Below are 26,303 nucleotides of genomic sequence, written 5' to 3' on the forward strand. Positions count from 1 at the left end.
TTCTTCGATTTTTCTGACTTGTATTGAATTTTAAGTTGTAATTCTGGGCTGCGTTGTTGCATAAACTCAATGTAATGACGTGGTAGTCGCCATGTTCGCGACATTGGGTAGGGCGAATGAATTGTGGACGTCCGAGTTCCGTCATGTGGGCGATCACGCCGATGCGGATAGCAACCGCGCTCGGCGGGAGCCGGCTGCGGTGGAGGTGGTCGCGCAATTCACGCTCGCATACCGGAACTGGACCGCATCGCCCTACAGGCGGCCGACCGTGACGGTTGGCCGAAACCCGAGCCTACGAGCGACGGTAGCCTCCCAAAGCCGCCGGGCCGCGCCGTCGTGCTTTGCCGCCATCCCGCCGCGACTCTCCATTCCCGCCATCGATGTCGGCGCCGTTCAAACGCGTGTCGCGTTTGAGACATCGGCGCCCCTGCCTCCCGGACTACTCTCGAACAGCACGTTGCGCGTGCGCCGCATTAGCCGGCGCGCCGCCGCGCCATCCAACGAGACATGGAGACAATACGATGAGCAGCAATCGAGGTGTCGTCTATCTTGGGCCGGGCCAGGTCGAAGTCCAGAAAATCGATTATCCGAAGATGGTCGATCCAAGCGGCCGCGCGATCGGCCACGGTGTGATCCTGAAAGTGGTCAGCACGAACATCTGCGGTTCCGACCAGCACATGGTGCGCGGCCGCACGACCGCGCCGGTCGGCCTCGTGCTCGGTCACGAGATCACGGGCGAGGTGGTCGAGATCGGCCGCGACGTCGAGACGCTGAAACTCGGCGATCTCGTGTCGGTGCCGTTCAACGTCGCTTGCGGCCGCTGCGCGATGTGCAAGGACACGCACACGGGCGTGTGCCTGAACGTGAACCCGTCGCGTGCCGGCGGCGCGTACGGCTACGTCGACATGGGCGGCTGGATCGGCGGCCAGGCCGAGTACGTGCTCGTGCCGTATGCCGATTTCAACCTGCTGAAATTCCCCGACCGCGATCAGGCGATGGCGAAGATCCGCGATCTGACCTGCCTGTCCGACATCCTGCCGACCGGCTATCACGGCGCGGTGAGCGCGGGCGTGAAGCCGGGTTCGACGGTCTATATCGCTGGCGCGGGCCCGGTCGGGATGGCGGCGGCCGCATCCGCACGCCTGCTCGGCGCAGCCGTGACGATCGTCGGCGACATGAACGCGGAACGCCTCGCGCACGCGAAGGCGATGGGCTTCGAGACGGTCGACCTGTCGAAGGACGCATCGCTCGGCGAGCAGATCGAGCAGATTCTCGGCGTGCCCGAGATCGACTGCGCGGTCGACTGCGTCGGCTTCGAAGCGCACGGCCACGGTTCGTCGGGCCACTCGGAAGAGGCGCCCGCGACGGTGCTGAACTCGCTGATGGAAATCACGCGGCCGGCCGGCGCGATCGGCATCCCGGGCCTGTACGTGACGGACGATCCGGGCGCGAAGGACAAGGCCGCGCAGCACGGCAGCCTGAGCATCCGCTTCGGCCTCGGCTGGGCGAAGTCGCACTCGTTCTTCACGGGGCAGACGCCGGTGCTGAAGTACAACCGCAACCTGATGCAGGCGATCCTGTTCGACCGGCTGCCGATCGCGAAGATCGTCAACGTCGAAGTGATTTCGCTCGACCAGGCGCCGGAAGGCTACAAGAAGTTCGACGGCGGCGCGCCGCGCAAATTCGTCATCGACCCGCACGGGTTGCTGGCGGCGTAATGCGCTAGCGTTCGACGCGCGCAGCGCGTCGTGCGAAACGGGCGGTGCCGGAAACGGGCCGCCCGTTTTTTGCTGTGGAGGCACGGGGAAGAGCCGGCCACGCGCACGTACCGCACGGGCCGGGACGCCGACGCTCCTCGATCCCGGCCGCACGGAATTGCTGCGATTTCATCGCCAGTTCCCGACCCCACCGCCGCCGCCCGACGGCGAATCCACGGATGGCCAAGTCACATCCCCTCGCAACGTTGCACACGTTTGTCGAAGTGGCGCGTTGCGGCAGCATGAGGTTTAAAAAAATGAAGCGACAGACGCGTATGCACGGACTGCGCATGCGCGCTCAGTGGCCGCGATAGAGCTGCGCGATTTCCGTATTGCCGGCGGTGGTGGTACGTCGCGCATGTGCGGTGTGTGCGGTGTGCGCGCTCACACGGTGGAAGGCGCGGGCGCGATGCGCGGCGGTACTGCGACTGCCTTTCCACTCCGCCACGCGAACCGCGGTGGTGGCATGCGACCGGTCGGGTGCACGCATGGCCGGCGTGGCCCGCGCGACCGCCGTCCGTCCGGCGGATTCGCCGACATCCGGGCTGCCCGGTCGCGCGGCCGCCACCTGTGTTTCGTCAGTCGAATGAAACGGATAGGCGGGCGCCGGCAAGACCGGCAGCACGGGATCGTTCGACGCGTATGGGCCGGCATCACTCGCCGTCGCGCCCGATACATCCGAACCGCGACAAACCGGATCGGCCTTGCACGTCCGGTCGACCGTCACGTAGCCGCCGACCAGCAGCACGAGCGTCAGGATGCTCAGGATCGGTGCGCTCGATGCGCGCGGCCGCCGGAACGCCGCGTTGCGAAGCGTCCGCGCGATGCGTGACGACCACGTGTGAAAGGATGGCGCCGCATGCGTGGCATGCGTGTCGTCCGATGCAAGGCGAACCGGATCGAACGGCCAGTTCCGCTGGCCGCAAACGGGGCAGTGCTCGAGCGCGCGGAAGGCGACGAAGCCGCATTCCCTGCAGCGGCAACCGGCAGTGCGCCGCGCGTCGGCTCGTGCGCTCAAGATCGCGCGCCAGTCATCGCGCGCGCGGATCGTCCGGTTGGGCAGGACTCGCATCGCTGGAAACGGGGCGGGGGGCCGTCAACGACGCGAACGTTCGCCGGTCGACATGGCGCTTTCCTGCAAGGCAACCGATCGGCCCATGCCGGAATCTGCCGGAGCGTGCGTCGTCGACGGTCGTGCGCATGCGGTGCTCATGGGGTTCTCCGTGACGTCGGGTGGGCGGAACACGTTCGTCCGCGCTGACCTTCCGCTTCATTCTTGGTCGCCGGCGTGTGAAACGCAAGGCGCAAACAGACCATCGCGATTCGCACGTTCCGCGCTAACCGTCCTGCCGCTGCCGGGCCGCGAGCGTCCCGATGGTCTGCATCGCGTGTTCGACGGCCGGCGTCCACGGCCGGCCGTAATTGAGCCGAAGATAGCGGCGGAATCCCCCAGTCGCGGAAAAGATCGGCCCCGGCGCGATGCTGACGCCGCTTTCCATCGCATCGCCGAACAGGTGCATCGCATCGACGCGCGGCGGCAGTTCGATCCACAGGAAATACCCGCCGCGTGGCGCGAACACTTCGGTGCCGTCCGGAAAATACGCGCGCACGGCCGCCAGCATCTGCGCCTGGTGCGCGGCGAGGTTGCGGCGCAGCTTGCGCAGGAAGCGGTCGTACGTGCCGTCGCGCAGGTAGTTCGAAATCGCCATCTGCGCGGGCACGTCGGCCGCCGGCGCGCTCGCGCCTTTTGCCTGACTGACCTGCCGGACGTAGCGCCCGGCCGCGACCCAGCCGATCCGGAATCCGGGCGCGAGGCATTTCGAGAACGAACCGCAATGCAGGACGAGCCCGCTGTCGTCATACAGTTTGGCCGGCCGCGTGGGTACCGTCCCGAAATGCAGTTCGCCATAGACGTCATCCTCGATCAGCGGCACGCCGCGTGCCGCGAGCAGGTCGATCAGCGCGCGCTTGCGCTCGTCGGTCAGCGTCGCGCCGGTCGGGTTGTGGAACGACGTCATGAACCAGCACGCCCGCACCGGATGCGTGTCGAGCGCTGTCTCGAGCGCGTCGAGATCGAGGCCGGTGCGCGGGTCGACCGGAATCTCGACGGCCTTCAGGTGCAGGCGCTGCACGGCCTCCAGCACCGCGTGGAACGCCGGTCGTTCGATCGCGACGATATCGCCCGGGCGGGTCAGTGCCTGCAGGCTGAGCGTCAGCGCTTCGAGCGCGCCGGTCGTGATGACGATCTCGTCCATCGGCAACGCCGCGCCTGCCTTCAGGTAGCGCAGCGCGATCTGGCGGCGTAGCGCCTCGTGGCCCGGCGGCAAGCCGGACAGCAGCGCCGTGCGATCCATGTTGCGGGCCGCCGATGCCATCGCGCGCCACAGGCTGCTCATCGGGAACAGCGAATAACTGGCGAAGGCCGAGCCGAGCGGAACGATGTCCTCGCATTTGAGGGAGTCGAGCAGGCGGAACAGCGCACCGTCGTTGCCGGTCGGCGCGGTGGCCGGCTTGCGTGGCGGTTCGTGGCCGAAGCGCACGTGCTTGTCTTCGAGGTTCGCAACGAAATAACCGGAGCGCGCCCGCGCGACGATCAGACCCTCGCCTTCGAGCGCGTAGTACGCGCGAAATACGGTGGACGGGCTCACGCCATACGCGCGACATGCCGCGCGCACGGTGGGGATGCGCGTACCGGCCGCGAGGTCGCCGCGCCGGATCGCGTCGGCGATCGTTCGTGCGAGCACCGCGTATCGCTTCATGCCAGCCTCCGGTGGATCGGGGCCTTGCCGAAAAAGAGTAGCACGGCACCCGTCGCGTGCAAGCGCGCCCCCAATTGCTGATCCGCATGTTTTTGCCGGGCTCTGATTCTTTTCTTTCGTCTGACGAGCGGGCATTCTCTCGGGCAATCCTCGTTCCCGATGTCCGACCGATACGGAATCGACGCTGCCCGACGGCGGATCCGTGGCCTGCGCGCCCTGCGCGGGACCTTTTCTGCGGCGTCCCAACCTTACCCGGAAGCATTCAGCGTGAATTCGAAGACTCTCGTCGTCGGCCTTGTGGCCGGCATCGCCCTCAACCTGTCGAGCGGCATTGCAACGGCCGCCTGCATCAGCAATCCCGCCGCCCAGCCCAACGCGACGTTTCCCGCCGCACTGACCGGCAAGCTCGTCTATCACAGCTACGTGAAGTACGGCGACGGCACGAGCCAGTTGTTCCTCTACGACTTCTCGGCCCATACGCTGACGCAACTGAGCAAGAGCACGTGGGGCATCACCGATCCGATGAACGGCGTGTTCAGCCCCGATGGCAAGTGGCTCGCGTTCATGGGCATCAGCAACGGCGCATGGAACGTGTTCATGCTGCAGCTCGGCGCCGGCACGCCGCCCGTCAACCTGACCAACAGCACGGGCGCCACGCGCAACGAGGATCCGAAATTCAGCGCGGACGGCAAGACGCTCGTGTTCAAGCAGAACGGTGACGTCAAGCAGGCGACGCTGTCGTACACGAGCGCGGGCCCGGTGTTCACGTCGGTCGTGAGCCTGACGAACGCGCCGGCCGGTGCCGAGTACTCGATGCCGTTCCTCGCGCCCGATTCGAGCGCCGTGTACTACGCGACGGGCACCGGCGCGAACATGGGGTTGATGAAGCGCACGCTCGCGACGGGCGCGACCGCCGTGTTCGACAATCCGGCCGGCCTGCAGACGTATTACCCGATCGTGCGCGCGGACGGCATGGTGTTCTACGCGCGCTGGAAGGACACGAGCCAGCTCGACCAGATCTATACGAAGACGGCGGACCCGGCCTCGACGCCGAATCAGCTGGCGATCAACGACTGCATCAGCAACAACTCGGACCCGGCGCCGGTGAGCGGCACGAACTACGCGTTCTTCTCGTCGACGACGGCGGGCGGCTATCAGCTCTACGTCGGTGACGTGACGACCGGCCAGCGCTGGAGCCTGTCGCAGTTCGGCGTGAATGCAGACACGACGAAGGCCAAGCTCGGGTCGAGCTATTACGGCGGCCCGGCCGCCGCGCAGCCGGTGCTGCTGTCGCAGGGGCATCCGGCTGCCGCGTCGGCGAGCTACAACGCATCGTTCACGCCCGACAAGGCGTTCGACGGCAACACCACGGGCACGCGCTGGGATTCGCCGGAAGGCGCTGGGGTCGGTTCGCAATGGATCTCCGTGGATCTCGGCGCGGTGAAGCACATCGATCACGTCGATCTGTACTGGGATGCGGGCGCGCTCGTTTATCAGATCCAGACGTCGAACGACAACGTCAACTGGACGACGATCTATTCGACGAGCAACGGCGTTTCATATACCCACGTCACGCTGCCGAATCTCAACGGCAGCGGTCGTTACGTGCGGATGTTCGGCACGCAGCGCGCGACGCAGTGGGGTTACTCGCTCTACGAAATGCAGGTGTGGGGATCGTAAGCGCAAAGAAAAAACGGCCTTCAAGGCCGTTTTTTCATGCGTCAATCGCGGTGACGCCTACGCGTGCAGCACATGGGACGGGAAGGCGGGGCTGGCGCTCGCTGCCCCCTGCGCAAGCGGCGCGACCTGCTTGCGTCGCTCCCTTGTCGGCGCGACGCCGAACGCGTCGCGATAGCTCTTGCTGAAATGGCAAGCCGACTGGAATCCGCACGCCATCGTGATGTGCATGATCGACATGTCGGTCTGCAGCAGCAGTTCGCGCGCACGGCGCAGCCGCAGCGTCAGGTAGTAGTGCGTCGGCGTCATGCCGAGGTGTTCGCGGAACAGGCGCTGCAGTTGCCGCTGCGACATGTTCGCGAGCCGTGCGAGCTCTTCGCGCGACAGCGGCTCCTCGATGTTGTTCTCCATCAGCGAAATCACTTCGAACAGCGACTTGTTCGCCGAGCCGAGGCGCGCGACGAGCGGCATGCGTTGCTGCGCGCTCGTGTCGCGCACGTGTTCGACGATGAACTGCTCGGCGATCTGCGTGACGCGCGCCGTGCCCACGCGCGCGGCGATCAGGTTCAGCATCATGTCGAGCGGCGCGACGCCGCCCGTGCACGTGATGCGGTCGCGATCGATCACGAACAGTTCCTTCAGGAAGCGCGTATCCGGAAACTCTTCCTTCAGCGCCGACATGTTCTCCCAGTGGATCGCGCACGCGTAGCCCGCGAGCAGGCCCGACTTCGCGAGCGCATAGGTGCCCGTGCACAGGCTGCCGAGCGGGATGCCCGCGCGCGCAAAGCGGCGCAGTGTCGAAAGATGGGCGGGCGTGGTCGCGCGCTGCACGTCGACGCCGCCGCACACGAACACGATGTCGGGCTGCCCCACGCATTCGGCCGGGCCCGTGTCGACCGTCAGGCCGTTGCTCGCGGTGACCGGGCCGCCGTCCGGGCTGATGACCGACCAGCGGTAGAGCGGCTGGCCGCTCAGGTAGTTCGCCATCCGAAGCACCTCGATCGCATTGGTGAACGCGATCATCGTGAAATTCGGTAACGGCATGAACGCGAAGTGGGACAGCGACGCTGTGCGGTCGGGCGACATGGGGAGCTTCCTGGAATCTCTAATAGCTATAGGCCCGGGGCACGGATCGGGCTGCGGTATTGTGTGAGCCAGCGCAACAAGCGTGCCATACGGCTAAACCCTAGCTCCATACGTTGTCTGGGTGTAAGGCCGATGTTGCACTGCACCGTATCCGGGAGGCGCCGCACTCCGAACGGGCGGCAAACGCACTGCCCGTGTGCGTATCCATAGGTGAACGGTCCGCACGGTTTTGCTTGGTCATCCGAAAAAGCACGACCGGTCACTTGTATAAAACGGACGCCGATGTCGGAAAAGGCAAAGAACGCGTCTAAATTCATCAATCCGCCGAAAATCCGAACGACAAGAATAGAGCCGTCGGCAGCCTTGTACGGGACGAGCGGGAAACCCAGGCAGGGCGGGCCTTGAGCTTCGGTTTCAGCCCCTTATTCCTCGTCACGGACGCACTATGTCGAACACCCAGCCTTTCTTCTCGCAGCCCCTTGCCGAGCGCGACGCGCCGGTGCGCAGCGCCATCCTGAAGGAACTCGAGCGTCAGCAGTCGCAGGTCGAGCTGATCGCGTCGGAAAACATCGTGTCGCGTGCCGTGCTCGAGGCGCAGGGCTCGGTGCTGACCAACAAGTACGCGGAAGGCTATCCCGGCAAGCGCTACTACGGCGGCTGCGAGTTCGCGGACGAAGTCGAGGCGCTGGCGATCGAGCGTGTGAAGCAGATCTTCAACGCCGGCTATGCAAACGTGCAGCCGCACTCGGGCGCGCAGGCGAACGGCTCGGTCATGCTCGCGCTGGCCAAGCCGGGCGACACGGTGCTCGGCATGTCGCTGGACGCCGGTGGCCACCTGACGCACGGCGCGAAGCCGGCGCTGTCGGGCAAGTGGTTCAACGCGGTGCAGTACGGCGTGAACCGCGACACGATGCGGATCGACTACGACCAGGTCGAAGCACTCGCGCACGAGCACAAGCCGAACCTGATCATCGCCGGCTTCTCGGCGTACCCGCGCGCGCTCGACTTCGCGCGCTTCCGCGCGATCGCCGACAGCGTCGGCGCAAAGCTGATGGTCGACATGGCCCACATCGCCGGCGTGATCGCCGCGGGCCGCCATGCGAACCCGGTCGAGCATGCGCACGTCGTCACGTCGACAACCCACAAGACGCTGCGCGGCCCACGCGGCGGCTTCGTGCTGACCAACGACGAAGACATCGCGAAGAAGATCAACTCGGCCGTGTTCCCCGGCCTGCAGGGTGGCCCGCTGATGCACGTGATCGCCGGCAAGGCCGTCGCGTTCGGCGAAGTGCTGCATGCGGACTTCAAGACCTACATCGACAACGTGCTCGCGAACGCGCAGGCGCTCGGCGAAGTGCTGAAGGCGGGCGGCGTCGATCTCGTCACGGGCGGCACCGACAACCACCTGCTGCTGGTCGACCTGCGCCCGAAGGGCCTGAAGGGCGCGCCGGTCGAGCAGGCGCTGGAACGCGCCGGCATCACCTGCAACAAGAACGGCATTCCGTTCGACACCGAGAAGCCGACCGTCACGTCGGGCATCCGCCTCGGCACGCCGGCCGGCACGACGCGCGGCTTCGGCGTCGCGGAGTTCCGCGAAGTGGGTCGCCTGATCCTGGAAGTGTTCGACGCGCTGCGCGCAAACCCGGAAGGCGACCACGCGACCGAACAGCGCGTGCGCCGCGAGATCTTCGCGTTGTGCGAACGCTTCCCGATCTACTGATCCGACCGACCCGACAATACTGGAGCAACACATGAGCACGCTGCATCAAGACAGCATCATCATCGACGGGCTGAACATCTCGAAGTTCGAGAAGCCGGTGTTCGAAGACATGCGCCGTGGCGGCATCACGGCCGCGAACTGCACGGTGTCGGTCTGGGAGAACTTCACGAAGACCGTCGACAACATCGGCGTGATGAAGAAGAAGATCCGCGACAACAGCGAGCTGCTGACGCTGGTGCGCACGACGGAAGACATCTTCCGCGCGAAGCAGGAAGACAAGACCGGCGTGATCCTCGGCTTCCAGAACGCGCATGCGTTCGAGGACAACATCGGCTACATCGAAGCGTTCGCCGACATGGGCGTGCGCGTCGTGCAGCTCTGCTACAACACGCAGAACCTGGTCGGCACCGGTTGCTACGAGCGGGACGGCGGCCTGTCGGACTTCGGCCGCGAAGTGATCACCGAGATGAACCGCGTCGGCATCATGGTTGACCTGTCGCACGTGGGCGGCAACACGTCGTCGGAAGCGATCGCGTTCTCGAAGAAGCCGGTGTGCTATTCGCACTGCCTGCCGTCGGGCCTGAAGGAGCATCCGCGCAACAAGAGCGACGAACAGTTGAAGGAGATCGCCGATGCGGGCGGCTTCGTCGGCGTGACGATGTTCGCGCCGTTCCTGAAGCGCGGGATCGAGGCGAACATCGACGACTACATCGAGGCGATCGACTACGTCGTGAACCTGATCGGCGAAGACGCGGTCGGCATCGGCACGGATTTCACGCAGGATTACGCGAAGGAATTCTTCGACATGCTGACGCATGACAAGGGTCGCTATCGCCAGCTGACGAACTTCGGCAAGGTGATCAACCCGGACGGTATCCGCACGATCGGCGAATTCCCGAACCTGACCGCGGCGATGGAACGCCACGGCTGGAAGGAGTCGCGTATCCGCAAGATCATGGGCGAGAACTGGGTGCGCGTGTTCAAGGACGTGTGGGGCGCATAAGCGCCGCGAACGCCGAACCACCGCCAGCGATTCAACATTAAAAGAAATCGGGACGTGCCCGCGCAAGCCGCGTGGGCGCGCGGACGATGTCGCGCCTGCGCACTGAGCCGCGCGGCCAATTTCCTCACGGAGTCACCACGATGCAACCGCAACTGCCGATCAACGTCGATCCCGATACCGGCGTCTGGACTACCGACGCGCTGCCGATGCTGTACGTGCCGCGTCATTTCTTCACGAACAACCACGTTGCGGTCGAGGAAGCGCTCGGCGTCGACGCGTATGCCGAGATCCTCTACAAGGCCGGCTACAAGTCCGCTTACCACTGGTGCGACAAGGAAGCCAAGCTGCACGGCCTGACCGGCATGGCCGTGTTCGAGCATTACCTGAAGCGCCTGTCGCAGCGCGGCTGGGGCCTGTTCTCGATCATCGAGGCCGATCCGGCCAGCGCGCGCGCGAAGATCGAGCTGCGCCACTCGTCGTTCGTGCTCCAGCAGCCGGGCAAGGAAGGCAAGCTCTGCTACATGTTCGCGGGCTGGTTCGCCGGCGCGATGGACTGGGTCAACGACACGACGCCGGAAGGCAAGGGCGCACCGCGTTCGCAATCGAAGGAAGTGCAGTGCGCGGCCGAACATCACGACCACTGCGTCTTCGAAGTGTCGCCGATCGCGCACTGACGCACTGATTCACCGCAACAGAACAACACCCGCAACACGAGACATTCGAACGCCAGAGGTCGCCAGCGATGCGTTATCCCCACCTGTTCAAACCCATGCAGCTGAACCAGCTGACGCTGCGCAACCGGATCGTCAGCACCGCGCATGCGGAGGTGTATGCCGAGCCGGGCGGCCTGCCGGGCGACCGCTATATCCGCTACTACGAAGAAAAGGCGAAGGGCGGCGTGGGCCTCGCGATCTGCGGCGGGTCGAGCCCGGTGTCGATCGACAGCCCGCAGGGCTGGTGGAAATCGGTGAACCTGTCGACCGACAAGATCATCGATCCGCTCACGCGCCTCGCCGACACGATGCACAAGCACGGCGCGAAGATCATGATCCAGGCGACGCACATGGGCCGCCGCTCGTCGTTCCACGGCGAGCACTGGCCGCACCTGATGTCGCCGTCGGGCGTGCGCGAACCCGTGCACCGCGGCAACGCGAAGATCATCGAGATCGAGGAAATCCGCCGCATCATCGGCGATTTCGCGGCGGCCGCGAAGCGCGTGAAGGCAGCGGGCATGGACGGCATCGAGATCTCGGCCGCTCACCAGCACCTGATCGACCAGTTCTGGAGCAAGCGTTCGAACCACCGCACCGACGAGTGGGGCGGCAGCCTGGAGAACCGCCTGCGCTTCGGCATCGAGGTGCTGACGGCCGTGCGCGAGGCGGTGGGCAAGGATTTCTGCGTCGGCCTGCGCATGTGCGGCGACGAATTCCACGAGGACGGCCTCGATCACGAAGCGCTGAAGGAAATCGCACAGGCGATGTCGGAGACGGGCCTGATCGACTACCTGAGCGTGGTCGGCTCGGGTGGCGACACGCACAACACGATCGCCAACTGCATGCCGCCGATGGCGCTGCCGCCGGAGCCGTTCGTGCACCTCGCGGCCGGCATCAAGTCGGTCGTGAAGATTCCGGTGATGCATGCGCAGAGCATCCGCGATGCGGGCCAGGCCGAGCGCCTGCTCGCCACCGGCATGATCGACCTGGTCGGCATGACGCGCGCGCAGATTGCCGATCCGCACATGGTGATCAAGATCCGCGACGGCCGCGAAGACGAAATCAAGCAGTGCGTCGGCGCGAACTACTGCATCGACCGCCAGTACAACGGCCTCGACGTGCTGTGCATCCAGAACGCGGCCACCTCACGCGAAGCGACGATGCCGCACATCATCGAGAAGTCGCGCGGCCCGAAGCGCAAGGTCGTGGTGGTCGGCGCGGGCCCGGCGGGGCTTGAAGCGGCGCGCGTCGCGAAGCTGCGCGGCCACGACGTCGTGCTGTTCGAGAAGAACGCGGAAGTGGGCGGGCAGGTGATGATCGCCGCGAAGGCGCCGCAGCGCGAACAGATGTCGGGGATCATCCGCTGGTTCGACATGGAAACGAAGCGCCTGGGCGTCGACCGCCGTCTCGGCGTGGCCGCCGACGAGAAGATGATCATGGCCGAGAAGCCGGACATCGTCGTGCTCGCGACGGGCGGGTCGAGCTTCACGTGGCAGGTGCCGGGCTGGGGCGTGGCCGACGGGCTCGCCGTGAGCTCGTGGGACATCCTGACCGGCAAGGTCGAGCCGAAGCAGAACGTGCTGCTGTTCGACGGCGTGAGCACGCACGCGGGCGCGGGCGTGGCCGACTTCATGGCGAGCCGCGGCTCGAAGGTCGAGGTCGTCACGCCGGACGTGAAGGTCGCCGACGATTGCGGCGGCACGACGTTCCCGATCTTCTATCGCCGCCTGTACGCGTTCGGCGTGATCCCGACGCCGAACACGATGCTCGATCGCGTCTATCAGGAGGACGGCAAGATGATTGCCGTGCTGCGCAACGAGTACACGGAAGAACTGGAAGAGCGCGCGGTCGACCAGGTGGTGATCGAGAACGGTTCTTCGCCTAACGATGAACTGTACTGGAAGCTCAAGCCGGAATCGGTGAACCGCGGCCAGATCGATCCGCACACGCTGTTCGCGGCCGAGCCGCAGCCGTGCCTGTCGGAAGAACTCGGCAACGGCCGTTTCCTGCTGTTCCGTGTCGGCGACTGCATCTCGATGCACAACGTCCACGGTGCGATCTACGACTCGCTGCGTCTCGTGAAGGATTTCTAAAAGATGAATCCGTCCTTCCTCATTACCGCCCTGTTGTGGCTGTCGGTGGCGGGGCTCGCATTCGCGGTCGCGAAGCGCTCGTCCTACTGGCGGCTCGGCCGCGCCACGGCGCCCGGCTCGTTCGGCGTCGCGAACCTGTTCGCGATCCCGAAGCGTTATTTCGTCGACCTGCACCACGTGGTCGCCCGCGATCCGTACATCGCGAAGACTCACGTCGCGACGGCCGGCGGCGCGATCGGCGCGCTTGCGCTGGTGTTCATCAACTACGGCCTCGCGATCTACTCGCCGTGGCTCGACAAGCTGATTTTCCTCGCGGCGCTCGCGATGCTGGTCGGCGCGGTGTTCGTGTGGCGTCGGCGCGCGGCGAAGGACGTGCCTGCACGGTTGTCGAAGGGCCCGTGGAATACGCTGCCCTGGCTGCTCGGCTCGTTCGCGCTCGGCCTCGTGCTGTTCATGCTGGTGCCGACCGGTGCGATGTCGGGCGCGTTCGCGGTGCTCTGCGCGCTGCTGATCGGTGTCGGTGCATTCACGATGACGGTCGGCGCCGCGAAGGGCGGCCCGATGAAGCACGCGATCGCCGGGCTGCTGCACCTGGCCTTCCACCCGCGCCAGGAGCGTTTCGCGGCCACCCGTGAGTCGTTCACGGGCAACGGCACGGCCACGCCGCCGACCGCGCTGAAGCTGCCGGACATCGAGCACCAGGAGTACGGCGTCGAGACGCCGGTCGAATTCCGCTGGAACCAGTTGCTGAGTTTTGACGCCTGCGTGCAGTGCGGCAAGTGCGAAGCTGCGTGCCCCGCGTTCGCGTCGGGCCAGCCGCTGAACCCGAAGAAGCTGATCCAGGATCTCGTCGTCGGCATGGCCGGCGGCACCGATGCGGCATACGCGGGAAGCCCGTCGCCGGGCCTCGCGGTCGGCCAGCATCGCGGCGAGCCGAACGGCCCGATCGTGTCGGGCCTGATCGAAGAGCAGACGCTGTGGTCGTGCACGACCTGCCGCGCGTGCGTGCAGGAATGCCCGATGCTGATCGAGCACGTCGACGCGATCGTCGACATGCGCCGCAACCGCACGCTCGTCCATGGCACGGTGCCGGGCAAGGGCCAGGAAGTGCTCGCGAACCTGCGCGAGACGGGCACGATGGGCGGCTACGACACGGCCGCGCGCTACGACTGGTCGGTCGACCTGAGCGCGCCCGTTGCACAGCCGGGCAAGCCGGTCGACGTGCTGTTCGTCGCAGGTGAGGGTGCGTTCGACATGCGCTATCAGCGCACGCTGCGCGCGTTCGTGAAGGTGCTGAACAAGGCGGGCGTCGACTACGCGGTGCTCGGCTCGACCGAAACCGATACGGGCGACGTCGCACGCCGGCTCGGCGACGAAGCGACGTTCCAGCAGATGGCGAAGCGCCTGATCGGCACGCTCGGCACGCTGTCGTACAAGCAGATCGTGACGGCCGACCCGCACGTGATGCACAGCCTGCGCAACGAATATCGTGCGCTCGGGCTGCGTGTGACGGTCAAGCATCACACAACGTTCCTCGCCGAACTGGCCGACAGCGGCAAGATCGCGCCGAAGGCCATCGAGGCGCTGCAAGAGAAGCGCACGACGTACCACGATCCGTGCTACCTCGGCCGCTACAACGGCGAGACGGAAGCGCCGCGCAAGCTGCTGAAGACGATCGGCATCCAGGTCGTCGAGATGGAGCGCAACGGCATGCGCGGCCGCTGCTGCGGCGGTGGCGGCGGTGCGCCGCTGACCGATATCCCCGGCAAGCAGCGCATTCCCGACATCCGCATTGCCGACGCACGCACGATCGGCGCGGACGTAGTCGCGGTTGCCTGCCCGAACTGCACGGCGATGCTCGAAGGCGTCGTGGGCCCGCGCCCCGACGTGCTCGACGTGGCCGAACTCGTTGCCGCCTCGCTGGAGTGAATCGATGAACACGATCAAACGAATCGATCCGCGCCGGCCGTTCATCATCACGGCTGCGGGCCTGAAGCGCATCACGCTCGGCGAGGAAGGCAGCGCCGATGCGAATGCCGCGCACGGGCCGGCGCACGGTCATGGTGCCGCGGCCGCGAAGCCGCGCCGTGCGGTACAGGACCCGAAGCACGTGATGCTGGTGGTTGCGCACAGTGAGCGCGGCGCGCTCGACGATCATTCGCGGCAGGCGATCGCCGCCGCCGCGTTGCTCGCCGACGCGCAGACCGAAGTCGCGCTGCTCGCGTTCGGCGAACTGAAGGACGACGTGGCCGAACTCGGCGTCGACAAGCTGCTCGAGTTGACCGGCTTCGATCGCCGCACGTTCGATCCCGAAAGCGAACTGCAAGCATTGCAGGCCTGTGTGGCCGCGCTCGCGCCGAAACACGTGTTCGTGCCCGACAACGCGACGGGCGACGGCGATCTCGGCCGGCGGTACGCGGCCGCCGCCGGTGCAAGCGTCGCGGCCCACGTCGTCGAGATCGACGCGAAGCACGTCGGTGCGTATGCGCAGGCCGGTCGCGCGTTTGCCACCCGTGCGCTGCCCGACGTGATCCTGCTCGCGCAGAACGCGGTCGACGCGAAACTGCCGTTCGTCGGCGCGGGCGAGCGTCTCGCCGCCGACTTCATCCGCCCGGCCCATGACGCCGCGCAGCCGTACCGCGATCTCGGTCTCGACGAAATCGATGCGGCGCAGGTCGCGCTCGAGGAAGCCGATTTCATCGTGTCGGCCGGCAACGGCGTGTCGGACATCGGCGCGTTCGAGCGGCTGGCCGGCACGTTCGGCGCGGCGATCGGCGCGAGCCGCGTTGCGGTCGACAACGGTCACTTCACGCGCGACAAGCAGGTGGGTGCGACCGGCAAGACGGTCGAGGCAAGCGTGTACATCGCGTTCGGCATCTCGGGCGCGGTGCAGCACCTGCAGGGGATCAAGGACTGCCGACACGTGATCGCGGTGAACCTCGACGGCAGCGCGCCGATCGCGAAGCGCGCGAACCTGACGGTGGTGGGCGATGCGCAGGCGACGATCGCCGCGCTGATCGAACAGGTGCAGGCCGCGCGCGCCGCGCGTGGCGAATCGCCGGCCGCGGTCGGCACCCGTGAACCGGAAGGAGTCGCCGCATGAACGCCCCCCGCCCCTTGCAACGCATCGCGGTGCTCGTGTCCGTCGGCCGTCATCCGGTCAGCGGCGTCGCGCGCTATAGCCGCAACGACGCGGCCGCGCTCGAAACCGGCCGTCAGCTCGCCGAGCAGCATCGCGCGAAGCTCGACGTGATCCATGCGGGCGATCCCGCGAACGCGGCGCTTGCCGAATATCTCGCGCTCGGCGCACGGGAAGTCGAGGTGCTGGCCTGCCGCGACGACGACGATGCCGTGCATGCGCTCGCCGCGCGCGTCGAAGACTACGACCTCGTGCTGACCGGCACACGCGCCGAGGGTGCGTACGACACCGGCATGCTGCCGTATCGCATCGCCGCGACGCTCGGCTATCCGCTGGTCGGCTCGGCGGTCGACGTGACGGTCGAAGGCGGCCGTGCGGCGGTCCGGCAATTTTTGCCGAAAGGGCTGCGGCGGCGCGTCGATGCCGCGCTGCCGGCCGTCATCGCCGTCCATCCGCTCGCCAATGCCGAGCCGCGCTACGCGTATGCGCGGCTGCGTGCCGGCGCGATCCGGCCTGCGCTCGCCGCGCCCGGCACGGACGCCGACGCGGCCGCGTGGACGGTCGGTCCGGTCGAGCGTAAACCCGTAAAGCTGGTCGCCGCCGAGAAGCGCTCCGGGCATGCCCGGATGCTGTCCGCGACGACGACCGAGAGCCGTGGCGGCAACGTCGTAAATGAAGGGAGTTCGGTCGAAAAAGCACAAGTGATCCTCGCGTATTTGCGCGAGCATCAGCTCATCGACTACTGATTTTGATGCCTGTCGGCAAGAACCCAGGGATGCAAGGAATCCGGAGCAAACGATGAAAGTATCGGCAGACATTCGTGCATTGATCGAGCGGCGCAAGGAAGGGCACAGCCTCGAAGCGCCGTTCTACACGAGCGAGGACATCTTCGCGCTCGACATGGAGGCGATTTTCCGCCAGCACTGGATCCAGGTGGCGGTCGAGCCGGACATTCCCGAGCCGGGCGACTACGTGACCGTGGAACTGGGGAGCGATTCGATCCTGATCGTGCGCGACGACGACATGGCGATCCGCGCGTTCCACAACGTGTGCCGTCACCGCGGCGCGCGCCTGTGCAACGAGGACAAAGGCTCGGTCGGCAACATCGTGTGCCCGTACCACAGCTGGACCTACAACCTGACGGGCCAGCTGATGTTCGCCGAGCACATGGGCGAGAAGTTCGACCGTTGCAAGCACAGCCTGAAGTCGGTCCACGTCGAGAACCTCGCGGGCCTGATCTTCATCTGCCTCGCCGATGAGCCGCCGGTCGATTTCGCGCAGCTGCGCGCCGAGATGGAGCCGTACCTGCTGCCGCACGACCTGCCGAACACGAAGATCGCCGCGCAGATCGACATCATCGAGGAAGGCAACTGGAAGCTCACGATGGAGAACAACCGCGAGTGCTATCACTGCGTCGCGAACCATCCGGAGCTCACCATCTCGCTGTACGAATACGGCTTCGGCTACCAGCGTTCCGACGCGAATGCCGAAGGCATGGATGCGTTCGCTGAAACGTGTGTGCGCCGCGGGAAGGAGTGGGCCGAAATGGGCCTGCCGTCCGAAGAGATCGAGAAGCTGCTCGACGTGACGGGTTTCCGCACGCAGCGCCTGCCGCTCGATCGTCACGGCGAATCGCAGACGCTCGATGCGAAGGTCGCATCGAAGAAGCTGCTCGGCGGCTTCGACAAGGCCGACCTCGGCGGGCTGTCGTTCTGGACGCAGCCGAACTCGTGGCACCACTTCATGAGCGATCACATCGTGACGTTCTCGGTGATCCCGCTGTCGGCCGGCAAGACGCTCGTGCGCACGAAGTGGCTCGTGCACAAGGACGCGAAGGAAGGCATCGACTACGACGTGAAGAACCTCACGGCCGTGTGGAATGCGACCAACGACCAGGATCGCGCGCTCGTCGAATTCTCGCAGCGCGGCGCGACCAGCAGCGCGTACGAGCCGGGCCCGTATTCGCCGTTCACGGAAGGTCTCGTTGAAAAATTCTCGGCCTGGTACATCGGCCGGCTCGCTGAAAAAACCGGCGAGTAGTACTTAGCAGCGTAATAGCACTTAGCAGCGTACAAGCGGAGTCAGACATGATGCGAGATGCGGCCAACTTCGAGCCGACGGACAGCCGGGTCACACGCCCGGCGTTCTGGAACGCCCTTCCCGAGCGCTGGACGAGCGACGTCGAGGAAACGCTGGTGTGCTGCCACGTGCGGCAGGAAACGCACGACGTGAAGAGTTTCTTCTTCCGTTCGCCGCAGGGCCGCTCGTTCTCGTTCGAACCCGGGCAGTTCCTCACGCTCGAGCTCGACATCGACGGCGAAACGATCAACCGCTGCTACACGATCTCGTCGTCGCCGGCGCGGCCGCACACGGTGTCGATCACGGTGAAGCGCGTGCCGGGCGGCAAGGTGTCGAACTGGCTGCACGACAACCTGCAGCCGGGCGCAGCGGTGCGCGTGCTCGGCCCGGCCGGCGAATTCACGTGCGCACGGCATCCGGCGCGCAAGTACCTGTTCCTGTCTGCGGGCTCCGGCGTCACGCCGCTGATGTCGATGAGCCGCGCGCACCATGACCTCGCGGAGGATCGCGACATCCTGTTCGTGCACAGCGCGCGCACGCCGGACGACATCATCTTCGCGCGCGAGCTCGACCTGATCGCGTCGAATCACACGAATTTCCGCACGTCGTTCGTCGTCGAGCGCCTGGGCGCGCGCACGAACTGGCCGGGCGTCACGGGCTTCCTGACGCTGCCGCTGCTGAAGCTGATCGCACCGGATTTCATGGAGCGCGAGATCTTTACGTGCGGCCCCGCGCCGTACATGAAGGCCGTGCGCGACCTGCTCGACGAAGCCGGTTTCGATCGCAAGCAGTATCACGAGGAGAGCTTCTCGTTCGAAACGCTCGCGCAAACCGCGAGCGACGAGCTGCTCGCCGATCTCGCACCGCCGGCTGAAGGCGGCGACGCGGCGACGAAACAGTTCACGGTCAGCTTCGCAAAGAGCAATCGCGAGATTTCGTGCGGCTCGGAGCAGCACGTGCTGGATGCTGCGCGCCAGTCCGGCGTGCGGCTGCCGGCCTCGTGCACGCAGGGCATGTGCGGCACCTGCAAGGTGAAGCTCGTGTCGGGGCAAGTTGAAATGAAGCACAACGGCGGTATCCGCCAGCGCGAGATCGACCAGGGGATGGTGCTGCTGTGCTGCAGCAAGCCGCTGTCGGATCTCGTGATCGACAAGTAGTCGACACTCGCCATCGGCTGTCCGGGTGCGTCGCGCCCGGACAAGCATCCGTCGGAAAACAACGATACCGCGGATTTGTGGTTGAAGAACCTAGAGAGACAACGCGCGCAGGCGCACATCAAGGAGATCGACCATGAAGCTGTTCGGAAAACTGTTGTGGACCGGCGCGCTGTCGGCAATGGTGGCGCTCAGCGCATCGGCGCTCGCCGATACGAAGCCCACGCTGAAGATCGGTTACGTCGAAGGCTGGGACGACAGCGTGGCGACGTCGAACGTTGCAGCGCGCGTGATCGAGAAGAAGCTCGGTTACCAGGTTCAGCTCGTGCCGGTCGCGGCCGGGATCATGTGGCAAGGCGTGGCGCGCGGCGATCTCGACGCGACGCTGTCCGCGTGGCTGCCGGTCACGCACGGCTCCTACTGGGATGAATACAAGGCCAAGGTTGTCGACCTCGGCGCAAACTTCCCCGATGCAAAGATCGGCCTGATCGTCCCCGCGTACGTGAAGGCGAAGAGCATCGACGATCTGAACGCGGAGAAGGGTAATTTCGGCGGCCGGATCGTCGGTATCGACGCAGGCGCGGGCGTGATGCGCAAGACTGACGACGCGATCAAGAGCTATGGCCTGAGCTATACGCTGATGCCGAGTTCGGGCAGCGCGATGACGGCCGAGTTGTCGCGTTCGGTCAATGCGAACAAGCCGGTGATCGTGACCGGCTGGGCGCCGCACTGGATGTTCGCGAAGTGGAAGCTGCGCTTCCTCGAGGATCCGAAGAAGGTGTTCGGCGGCGCGGAGCACGTCGACAGTGTCGTGAATCCGGGGCTCGAAACGAAGGCCAAACCGGTCGTCGCGTTCCTGAAGAAATTCCAGTGGAAGCCGGGTGAAATCGACAGCGTGATGCTGGCGATCCAGAACGGCTCGAAGCCGGAAGCGGCCGCCGATGCATGGATTGCGGCGCATGCGGACCGCGTGAATTCGTGGACGGAAGGCGCGCAGTAAGCCGCGACGATTCGCCGCAATAAAAAGACGAAGAGACAGTCCGGGATTGATCGGCAGGATAACGAAATAATCGTACTGCGATGCGGTCGTATCCCGGAATTATTTTTTTGATTCTGCAGAAAAGTGCGTAAGTTGTTACACTAGCGCCCTTGTGCGGAGTCATCTGCTTTGCATCGGACCAGAGTAAGCGCTGAAGCGCTAACTCTGCTCGAGAGGAGGAATTGGATGAGTCAGGCAGGACTGCGTGCGAACAGCACCAGTGATGTTGAGGCAACCATCTCACATGATTCGACGGGCCACACGCTGCATCGTGGCCTGACTTGGAAAGACGCTTTTTGGGTAACGAGCGGCGTGCCGGCAGGCGTGCTGTTCACGATCGGCGGCGTATGCGCGACGATCGGCCAGCCCGCGTGGGCGATCTGGATCGCCGCGATCACGATGGGGCTGATTCAAAGCGCGACTTATGCGGAAATATCGGGACTATTTCCCCATAAATCGGGCGGCGCGTCCGTGTATGGCGCGATCGGCTGGGTCCGTTACAGCAAGCTGATCGCCCCGGTTTCCGTGTGGTGCAACTGGCTCGCGTGGTCGCCGATGCTCGCGCTCGGCTGCGGCCTCGCGGCGAGCTATGCGCTCACGAGTCTCTTTCCCGCCAATGCGGCGGTGCTGCAGTGGCAGCTCAAGATTGCGGATCTCGGGTTCATCAAGCCGGGTCTGTCCCTGCGGATCAATGCGACGTTCATCATCGCGACGATCCTGCTTCTCATCACGTTCAAGCTTCAACACAGCGGTGCATCGAAGGCTGCGCGCACGCAGCGCATTCTCGGCATCGCGTCGCTCACGCCGCTGCTGATCGTCGGCATCGTGCCGTTCGTCACGGGCGACGTACCGATGTCGAACCTGCTCCCGCTGCTGCCGCTCGGTCACGACGCGCACGGCAATCTCACGGCCGCGACGTTCGGTACGTGGAACGGGCAGGGCGTCACGATGGCCCTTGGCGCGATGTTCATGGCCGGCTGGGCGTCGTACGGCTTCGAGACGGCCGTCTGCTACACGCGTGAATTCCGCGATCCGCGTCGCGATACCGCCAAGGCGATCTTCTGGTCGGGCGCGTTGTGCCTCGTCGTGATGACGCTCGTGCCGATGGCGTTCCAGGGCGCGCTCGGCACGCAGGCGATGCTCGATCCGTCGATCGGCGACGGCACCGGCGTCGCGGCCGCGATGGCGAAGATCGTCGGCGGCGGCGCGTGGGTCGCGAACGCGGTCGTCGTGATGCTGATGCTGTCGATCCTGCTGATCGTGATGACGTCGATGATGGGCTCGTCGCGCACGCTGTACCAGGCTTCCGTCGACGGCTGGCTGCCGAAGTACCTGTCGCACGTGAACGAGCACGGCTCGCCCACGCGCGCGATGTGGACCGATCTCGGCTTCAACCTCGTGTTGCTGATGATGTCGGACTACATGACGGTGCTGTCGATTTCGAACGTCTGCTACATGCTGTTCGTATTCCTGAATCTTCAGTCGGGCTGGATCCACCGGATGGATCGCGGCAACTGGGATCGGCCGTTCCGCTGTCCGACGTGGTTGCTCGTCGCCGGCTCGATCTGCGGCTACGCGAACCTCGTCTATGTGGGCGCGGGTGCGAATCTGCAGGGCGAAGGCACGCTGCGCAACGGGCTGATCGCGATGCTGCTGATCGTGCCGGTGTTCCTGTTCCGCCACTACTGGCAGGATCGCGGCCGGTTCCCCGCGCAGATGCAGCGCGACATGGAGCTCGAAGTGCCGAAGCGCGGGATGTGGCTGAACCTGATGCCTTATGCGGCACTGGTTGGCGCGGGGCTGACGATCTGGCTGTCGTATTACTTTGCGTGGGGGAAGTGACGCGTCAGGCCGTGTAACGGTGCGCGCCGCCCGGAAACCGCACACGGGCGTCGCGATCGAGCTTGCGGCAAGCAACGAAGCCCGACCGGCTTGCAACCGGTCGGGTTTTTTGTCGTTCAGGGCCGGCACCATTGCCGGTGTGGGCGGCGCAGGACCGTGAGCGTGGTCACTTGATTTTGAGAACGATCAGTTCTAATATCCGTCTCCATGAGCCCGACCTCGACATCTTCCGGCGCCCGCGACAGGGGCCGTCCACGCGAATTCGACACCGACGAGGTGATCGACGCGGCAGCACGCGTGTTCTGGGAGCAGGGGTATCACGCGACGTCGATCGACGCGTTGTGCGAAGCCACCGGCGTTTTTCGCGGCAGCCTGTACCGCACCTTCGGCGACAAGCACGGGTTGCTGGTCGCCGCGTTCGACCGTTATGCGGAAGGTGCGATTGCACGGCTCAAGGAGCGTCTCGCGGCGGATCTGCCGCCACGGCAGGCACTCAGGGAGGCGCTCCTGTACTACACGGAAATCGGAGTGCGGCTGTCGGAACGACGCGGCTGCTTCATCACGAATTCGGCGGTCGAACTCCTGCCCGGCGACGACGTGCTGCGCCCGTACATCGAGTCGACCCTGCTGCGCATCGGTACGCAATTCAGCCTGGCCGTCGCACGCGGCCAGCAGTCGGGCGATTTCGACCGGAATCTCGATCCGGAGGAAGTGGGCCGGTTCCTGCTGTGCCTGATCCAGGGCATGCGGGTGTTGGGCAAGTCGCGTGCATCGGAGTCGGAGCTGGCCTCGATCGTCGATATCGCGATGCGGGCGCTGACCTGATTTTTTTGACTATTTTGAGAATGATCGGTTTCAAATGTGAGGTATGCCGGGTGCCCGCATTGAGACCGTGAAGGGCAGGCAAGAACGATAAGGATGTTGATACGACACTGCCGCTGCGCGCAGCCGCACCGGCATCATTTTTCAATTAATTTGGGAATGATCAGTCATGAATGACACAACACTCGCAACGCCCGCCGCGAACGCGTACGGGAAAGGCGTCGTCGCATGTGTGACCGCGACGATCCTGATGGGCGCGATGTTTCCGGTGATGACCGATGCATTGCGGTACATCGATCCCTTCACGTTCACGTCGCTGCGCTATCTGATCGCCGGCATGGGCTTCCTCGCGTTGCTGCGGATCGTCGAAGGGCCCGGTGCGTTCCGTTCGGCCGGTGAGCCCGTGGCGCTCGCCTGGCTGCTCGGATCGATCGGCTTCTGCGGATTCGGTTCGTTCGTGTTCCTGGGGCAGCAGCTGGCCGGCGACGAGGGCGCGCTGACCGCGTCGATCATGATGGCGACGCAGCCGATGATGGGGCTGCTGCTCAACGCGCTGGTGCGGCGCGTCGCGCCGGCGCCGGTGTCGGTGCTGTTCGTCGTGCTGTCCTTTACCGGCGTCGCGCTCGTCATCACGCGCGGCGATGTGATCGCGGCACTGCACGAACCGCAGCATTACGCGGCCAATGCGCTGATTGTCGTCGGCGCACTGTGCTGGGTCGTCTATACGTTCGGCGCAGCGCGGTTTACGAAATGGTCCGCACTGAAATACACGACCTTCACGACGTGGCTCGGATTGACCACGATCGTCGCGGTCAACCTGGTGCTGATCGTCACGCACCGGATCGCGGCACCGTCACTCGCCGCGGTGCACGCAGTGCTGCCGCATCTCGCGTACATGGGGCCGGTGGCCGGCTTCGGCGCGATCCTGCTGTGGATGACGGGCAACCGGAACCTGGGGCCGATGAACGGCGTGCTGTTCATGGACATCGTGCCCATCACGGCATTCATCGTATCCGCGGTCACGGGCGTGGTGCCCAACCGCGCGCAGATCCTGGGCGCCGCGCTGACGGGCGTGGCGCTGATCCTCAACAACCTCTATCTGCGACGCCGGGCACGACGAATCGGCATGCCGCATGCGCGCGTGCCGTCGGCTTCCGCGTGACGGGCGGCAAAGCCCGCCCGCTTACGAAAACACCACCGTCCGGTCGCCGTTCAGGAACACCCTGCGCTCGATGAACGCCTTCACGGCACGCGCGAGCGTGATGCTTTCGACGTCACGCCCCACCGCGAGCAACTGCTCGGGGCGCAGCGCATGATCGACGCGCTCGACGACCTGCTCGATGATCGGGCCTTCGTCGAGATCGTCGGTGACGAAGTGCGCGGTCGCGCCGATCAGCTTCACGCCGCGCGCATGCGCCTGGTGATACGGCTTCGCGCCCTTGAAGCCGGGCAGGAACGAATGATGGATGTTGATCGCGCGGTTCGCGAGCTTCGCGCTGGTTTCCTGCGACAGCACCTGCATGTAGCGCGCGAGGATCACGAGCTCGGCGCCGCTCGACTCGAAGAAGTCGAGCCACTGCGCTTCCTGCTGCGCCTTCGTATCGGCCGTGATCGGGAAGTGGCGGAACGGCAGCCCGTGCTGCGCGGCCAGCGGCTCGAAGTCGGGATGGTTCGACACGATGCCGACGATGTCCATCTTCAGCTCGCCCATCCGCCAGCGGAACAGCAGGTCCGCGAGGCAGTGCTCGAGCTTCGACACCATGATCAGCACCTTCGGCCGTGCGTTCACGTCGTGAATCGCCCATTGCGTGTCGCCTTCGCCACCGCCGAGCGCGGCCGCGATCGGCGCGAATTCCTGGCGCAGTGCGTCGATCTGCAGCGTTTCATCCGTCGGATGAAACACGCAGCGCACGAAGAAGTGGTTGCTGAGATCGTCGTCGAACACGTTCAGCGCATCGACATAGCAGCGATGGCGCTCGAGAAAGCCGACGACGGCGGCGACCTGGCCGGCCGCGCTCGGGCACGACAGCGTCAGGACGAATTGATCGGGGCGTGAGTCGGCGGTCATGAGGTTCCTCGGATGTCATGGAACGCAACCCGCGCGGCGGCGCGACGGGGCGCCACGCTACGCGGGTAGCGGGAGGCTCAAGTAAATCAGGACGATTTTGGGGCGGATAGAACCAACGCGCCGTGTGGCTGGTATCGGCGCGCCAACGCGGCCGGGCGGCAGCGGGGCGTCAGGCGGCTCAGGGGAGGCGCCAGGCGGGGCGGGCGCGGCCGGCCCAGCGGGCGTCAGACGGGTAGCCGCCCGCCGGACGGCCGGACGGCCGGCCGTTCAGGCCGGCGCGCACGCGTCGAGCAGCCAGCGCCGGAACACGTGGGTCGCGTCCGGCTCGGGCCGCTGCGGCGGCCGTACCAGGAAGTAGCCGCGCGACGTGACGACCGGCGCGTCGACGAGCTTCACGAGCTGCCCGGACGCGACGAGTTCGTCGACGAGCGGCGCCCAGCCGAGCGCGACACCTTCGCCGAGCAGCGCCGCATGGATCACGAGCGCGTAGCTGTTGAAGGTCACGCCGCGCGCGGCGGCTGCCGTATCGAGGCCGTGCGCGTCGAACCAGCCGGACCACGACAGCCAGCGTTCGGGGCGCGTCGGCTGCACGTGCAGCAACGGCAACGCGAGCAGGTGGTCGGCGCGTGCGACGTGCGGGTGCGCGTCGCGGAACGCGGGCGAGCACACGGGCGTGACCGATTCCGGAAAGAGCCGCGCGGCGGTGCACGACGGCCAGTGGCCGTCGCCGAACAGGATCGCGATGTCGCCGTGGTCGCGCTGCGCGTCGTAATCCTGTGACGTGACGACGCGCACGTCGACATCCGGCATCACGCGCTTCAGCCCGGCCAGGCGCGGCATCAGCCAGTAGGTCGCGAAGCCGAAGTCGGTGACGATCGTGAGCGCCCCGTGCTCGCGGCGCGCCCGCAGTGTCGCGGTGGCGCCGCGCAGCGTGTCGAGGCTCACCCGCACGGCTTCGTACAGGCACTGGCCGTCGGCCGTCAGCGTGACGCCGCGCGGGCTGCGCTCGAACAGCGGCACGCCCAGTTCGGCCTCGAGCTGGAACACCTGCTGGCTCACGGCCGGCTGGGTGGAGCCGAGCTCGCGCGCAGCGGCCGTGAAGCTCGCGAGCCGGGCGGCCGATTCGAACGCGCGCAGCGCCTGCATCGACGGTAACGGTTCGGATTTCGACATAAGTCTCTCTAATGGCCCCATAAGGGCCGGACGCCTACCCGCGCGAATTCGGGCGGGCGATAGTGCATCGGACGGTGCGGCGTGCGTGCTTCACAGGCCGTTTCACAGCCCGCTTCACATCCCGCTCCACGGGTGGCACGCAACGCATCCCGCGATTCTAGCCCGCGCGGCACTTTCGT

The 26,303-nt window shown here is 65.8% G+C and carries 20 protein-coding genes; 15 read left to right on the top strand and 5 right to left on the bottom strand.

The window, feature by feature from the left end; translation table 11 throughout:
* Positions 1 to 521 precede the first annotated feature (521 nt).
* Complete coding sequence (gene fdhA / locus ACPTTF_RS19945; protein ID WP_060323241.1) at positions 522 to 1,718, top strand: formaldehyde dehydrogenase, glutathione-independent; 1,197 nt, start codon at positions 522 to 524, stop codon at positions 1,716 to 1,718.
* 337 nt (positions 1,719 to 2,055) lie between these two features.
* On the opposite strand, the gene ACPTTF_RS19950 is transcribed toward fdhA, so the two are convergent.
* Positions 2,056 to 2,829, bottom strand: a complete 774-nt coding sequence (locus tag ACPTTF_RS19950; RefSeq protein ID WP_423367883.1) for a hypothetical protein — start codon at positions 2,827 to 2,829, stop codon at positions 2,056 to 2,058.
* Positions 2,830 to 3,094: 265 nt separating this feature from the next.
* Positions 3,095 to 4,516 (bottom strand): PLP-dependent aminotransferase family protein, encoded by a 1,422-nt coding sequence (locus ACPTTF_RS19955; RefSeq protein WP_166965267.1) that lies wholly within the window; start codon positions 4,514 to 4,516, stop codon positions 3,095 to 3,097.
* Positions 4,517 to 4,783: 267 nt separating this feature from the next.
* Between ACPTTF_RS19955 and ACPTTF_RS19960 the strand changes: the two genes are divergently transcribed.
* Complete coding sequence (locus ACPTTF_RS19960) at positions 4,784 to 6,196, top strand: discoidin domain-containing protein (protein WP_423367884.1); 1,413 nt, start codon at positions 4,784 to 4,786, stop codon at positions 6,194 to 6,196.
* A gap of 57 nt (positions 6,197 to 6,253) precedes the next feature.
* Here the strand turns inward: ACPTTF_RS19960 and ACPTTF_RS19965 are convergent, their stop codons facing one another.
* Positions 6,254 to 7,279: a GlxA family transcriptional regulator gene (locus tag ACPTTF_RS19965; protein ID WP_423367885.1), complete on the bottom strand. Its 1,026-nt coding sequence runs from the start codon at positions 7,277 to 7,279 to the stop codon at positions 6,254 to 6,256.
* 445 nt (positions 7,280 to 7,724) lie between these two features.
* Between ACPTTF_RS19965 and ACPTTF_RS19970 the strand changes: the two genes are divergently transcribed.
* From ACPTTF_RS19970 to ACPTTF_RS20030, 13 genes are all read left to right on the top strand, one after another.
* Positions 7,725 to 8,999 (top strand): serine hydroxymethyltransferase, encoded by a 1,275-nt coding sequence (locus ACPTTF_RS19970; RefSeq protein ID WP_059239231.1) that lies wholly within the window; start codon positions 7,725 to 7,727, stop codon positions 8,997 to 8,999.
* Between the two features lie 31 nt (positions 9,000 to 9,030).
* A complete protein-coding gene (locus ACPTTF_RS19975; RefSeq protein WP_175043022.1) occupies positions 9,031 to 10,002 on the top strand; it encodes a dipeptidase in 972 nt (323 codons plus the stop codon).
* Positions 10,003 to 10,142: 140 nt separating this feature from the next.
* Positions 10,143 to 10,676 (top strand): DUF5943 domain-containing protein, encoded by a 534-nt coding sequence (locus tag ACPTTF_RS19980; RefSeq protein WP_423367886.1) that lies wholly within the window; start codon positions 10,143 to 10,145, stop codon positions 10,674 to 10,676.
* A gap of 68 nt (positions 10,677 to 10,744) precedes the next feature.
* Positions 10,745 to 12,808, top strand: coding sequence for an NADH:flavin oxidoreductase (locus ACPTTF_RS19985; RefSeq protein ID WP_166965261.1), 2,064 nt, complete (start codon positions 10,745 to 10,747; stop codon positions 12,806 to 12,808).
* A gap of 3 nt (positions 12,809 to 12,811) precedes the next feature.
* Positions 12,812 to 14,737, top strand: coding sequence for a (Fe-S)-binding protein (locus ACPTTF_RS19990; protein WP_423367887.1), 1,926 nt, complete (start codon positions 12,812 to 12,814; stop codon positions 14,735 to 14,737).
* Between the two features lie 4 nt (positions 14,738 to 14,741).
* Positions 14,742 to 15,911: an electron transfer flavoprotein subunit alpha/FixB family protein gene (locus tag ACPTTF_RS19995; protein WP_423367888.1), complete on the top strand. Its 1,170-nt coding sequence runs from the start codon at positions 14,742 to 14,744 to the stop codon at positions 15,909 to 15,911.
* A complete protein-coding gene (locus ACPTTF_RS20000; RefSeq protein WP_423367889.1) occupies positions 15,908 to 16,693 on the top strand; it encodes an electron transfer flavoprotein subunit beta/FixA family protein in 786 nt (261 codons plus the stop codon). Before ACPTTF_RS19995 ends, ACPTTF_RS20000 begins: the two co-directional genes overlap by 4 nt.
* A gap of 52 nt (positions 16,694 to 16,745) precedes the next feature.
* Positions 16,746 to 17,987 (top strand): aromatic ring-hydroxylating oxygenase subunit alpha, encoded by a 1,242-nt coding sequence (locus ACPTTF_RS20005; RefSeq protein ID WP_166965253.1) that lies wholly within the window; start codon positions 16,746 to 16,748, stop codon positions 17,985 to 17,987.
* A 47-nt stretch (positions 17,988 to 18,034) separates the two neighbouring features.
* Positions 18,035 to 19,183 carry an FAD-binding oxidoreductase gene (locus ACPTTF_RS20010; protein ID WP_423367890.1) on the top strand — a complete coding sequence of 383 codons (1,149 nt, stop codon included), beginning with the start codon at positions 18,035 to 18,037 and terminating at the stop codon, positions 19,181 to 19,183.
* 133 nt (positions 19,184 to 19,316) lie between these two features.
* Positions 19,317 to 20,180, top strand: a complete 864-nt coding sequence (locus ACPTTF_RS20015; RefSeq protein ID WP_423367891.1) for a glycine betaine ABC transporter substrate-binding protein — start codon at positions 19,317 to 19,319, stop codon at positions 20,178 to 20,180.
* Between the two features lie 225 nt (positions 20,181 to 20,405).
* Positions 20,406 to 22,061: an APC family permease gene (locus ACPTTF_RS20020; protein ID WP_423367892.1), complete on the top strand. Its 1,656-nt coding sequence runs from the start codon at positions 20,406 to 20,408 to the stop codon at positions 22,059 to 22,061.
* Between the two features lie 207 nt (positions 22,062 to 22,268).
* Positions 22,269 to 22,886 carry a TetR/AcrR family transcriptional regulator gene (locus tag ACPTTF_RS20025; RefSeq protein WP_423367893.1) on the top strand — a complete coding sequence of 206 codons (618 nt, stop codon included), beginning with the start codon at positions 22,269 to 22,271 and terminating at the stop codon, positions 22,884 to 22,886.
* Positions 22,887 to 23,052: 166 nt separating this feature from the next.
* Positions 23,053 to 24,045: a DMT family transporter gene (locus tag ACPTTF_RS20030; RefSeq protein ID WP_423367894.1), complete on the top strand. Its 993-nt coding sequence runs from the start codon at positions 23,053 to 23,055 to the stop codon at positions 24,043 to 24,045.
* Positions 24,046 to 24,066: 21 nt separating this feature from the next.
* On the opposite strand, the gene purU is transcribed toward ACPTTF_RS20030, so the two are convergent.
* On the bottom strand, positions 24,067 to 24,951 hold the full coding sequence (purU, locus tag ACPTTF_RS20035; protein WP_166965241.1) for a formyltetrahydrofolate deformylase: 885 nt from the start codon (positions 24,949 to 24,951) through the stop codon (positions 24,067 to 24,069).
* Between the two features lie 267 nt (positions 24,952 to 25,218).
* Positions 25,219 to 26,124, bottom strand: a complete 906-nt coding sequence (locus ACPTTF_RS20040; protein ID WP_166965239.1) for a choline sulfate utilization transcriptional regulator — start codon at positions 26,122 to 26,124, stop codon at positions 25,219 to 25,221.
* Positions 26,125 to 26,303 lie beyond the last annotated feature (179 nt).

Source organism: Burkholderia crassaminum, assembly GCF_964265005.1.
In the GTDB taxonomy this organism is placed as follows: Bacteria; Pseudomonadota; Gammaproteobacteria; order Burkholderiales; family Burkholderiaceae; genus Burkholderia.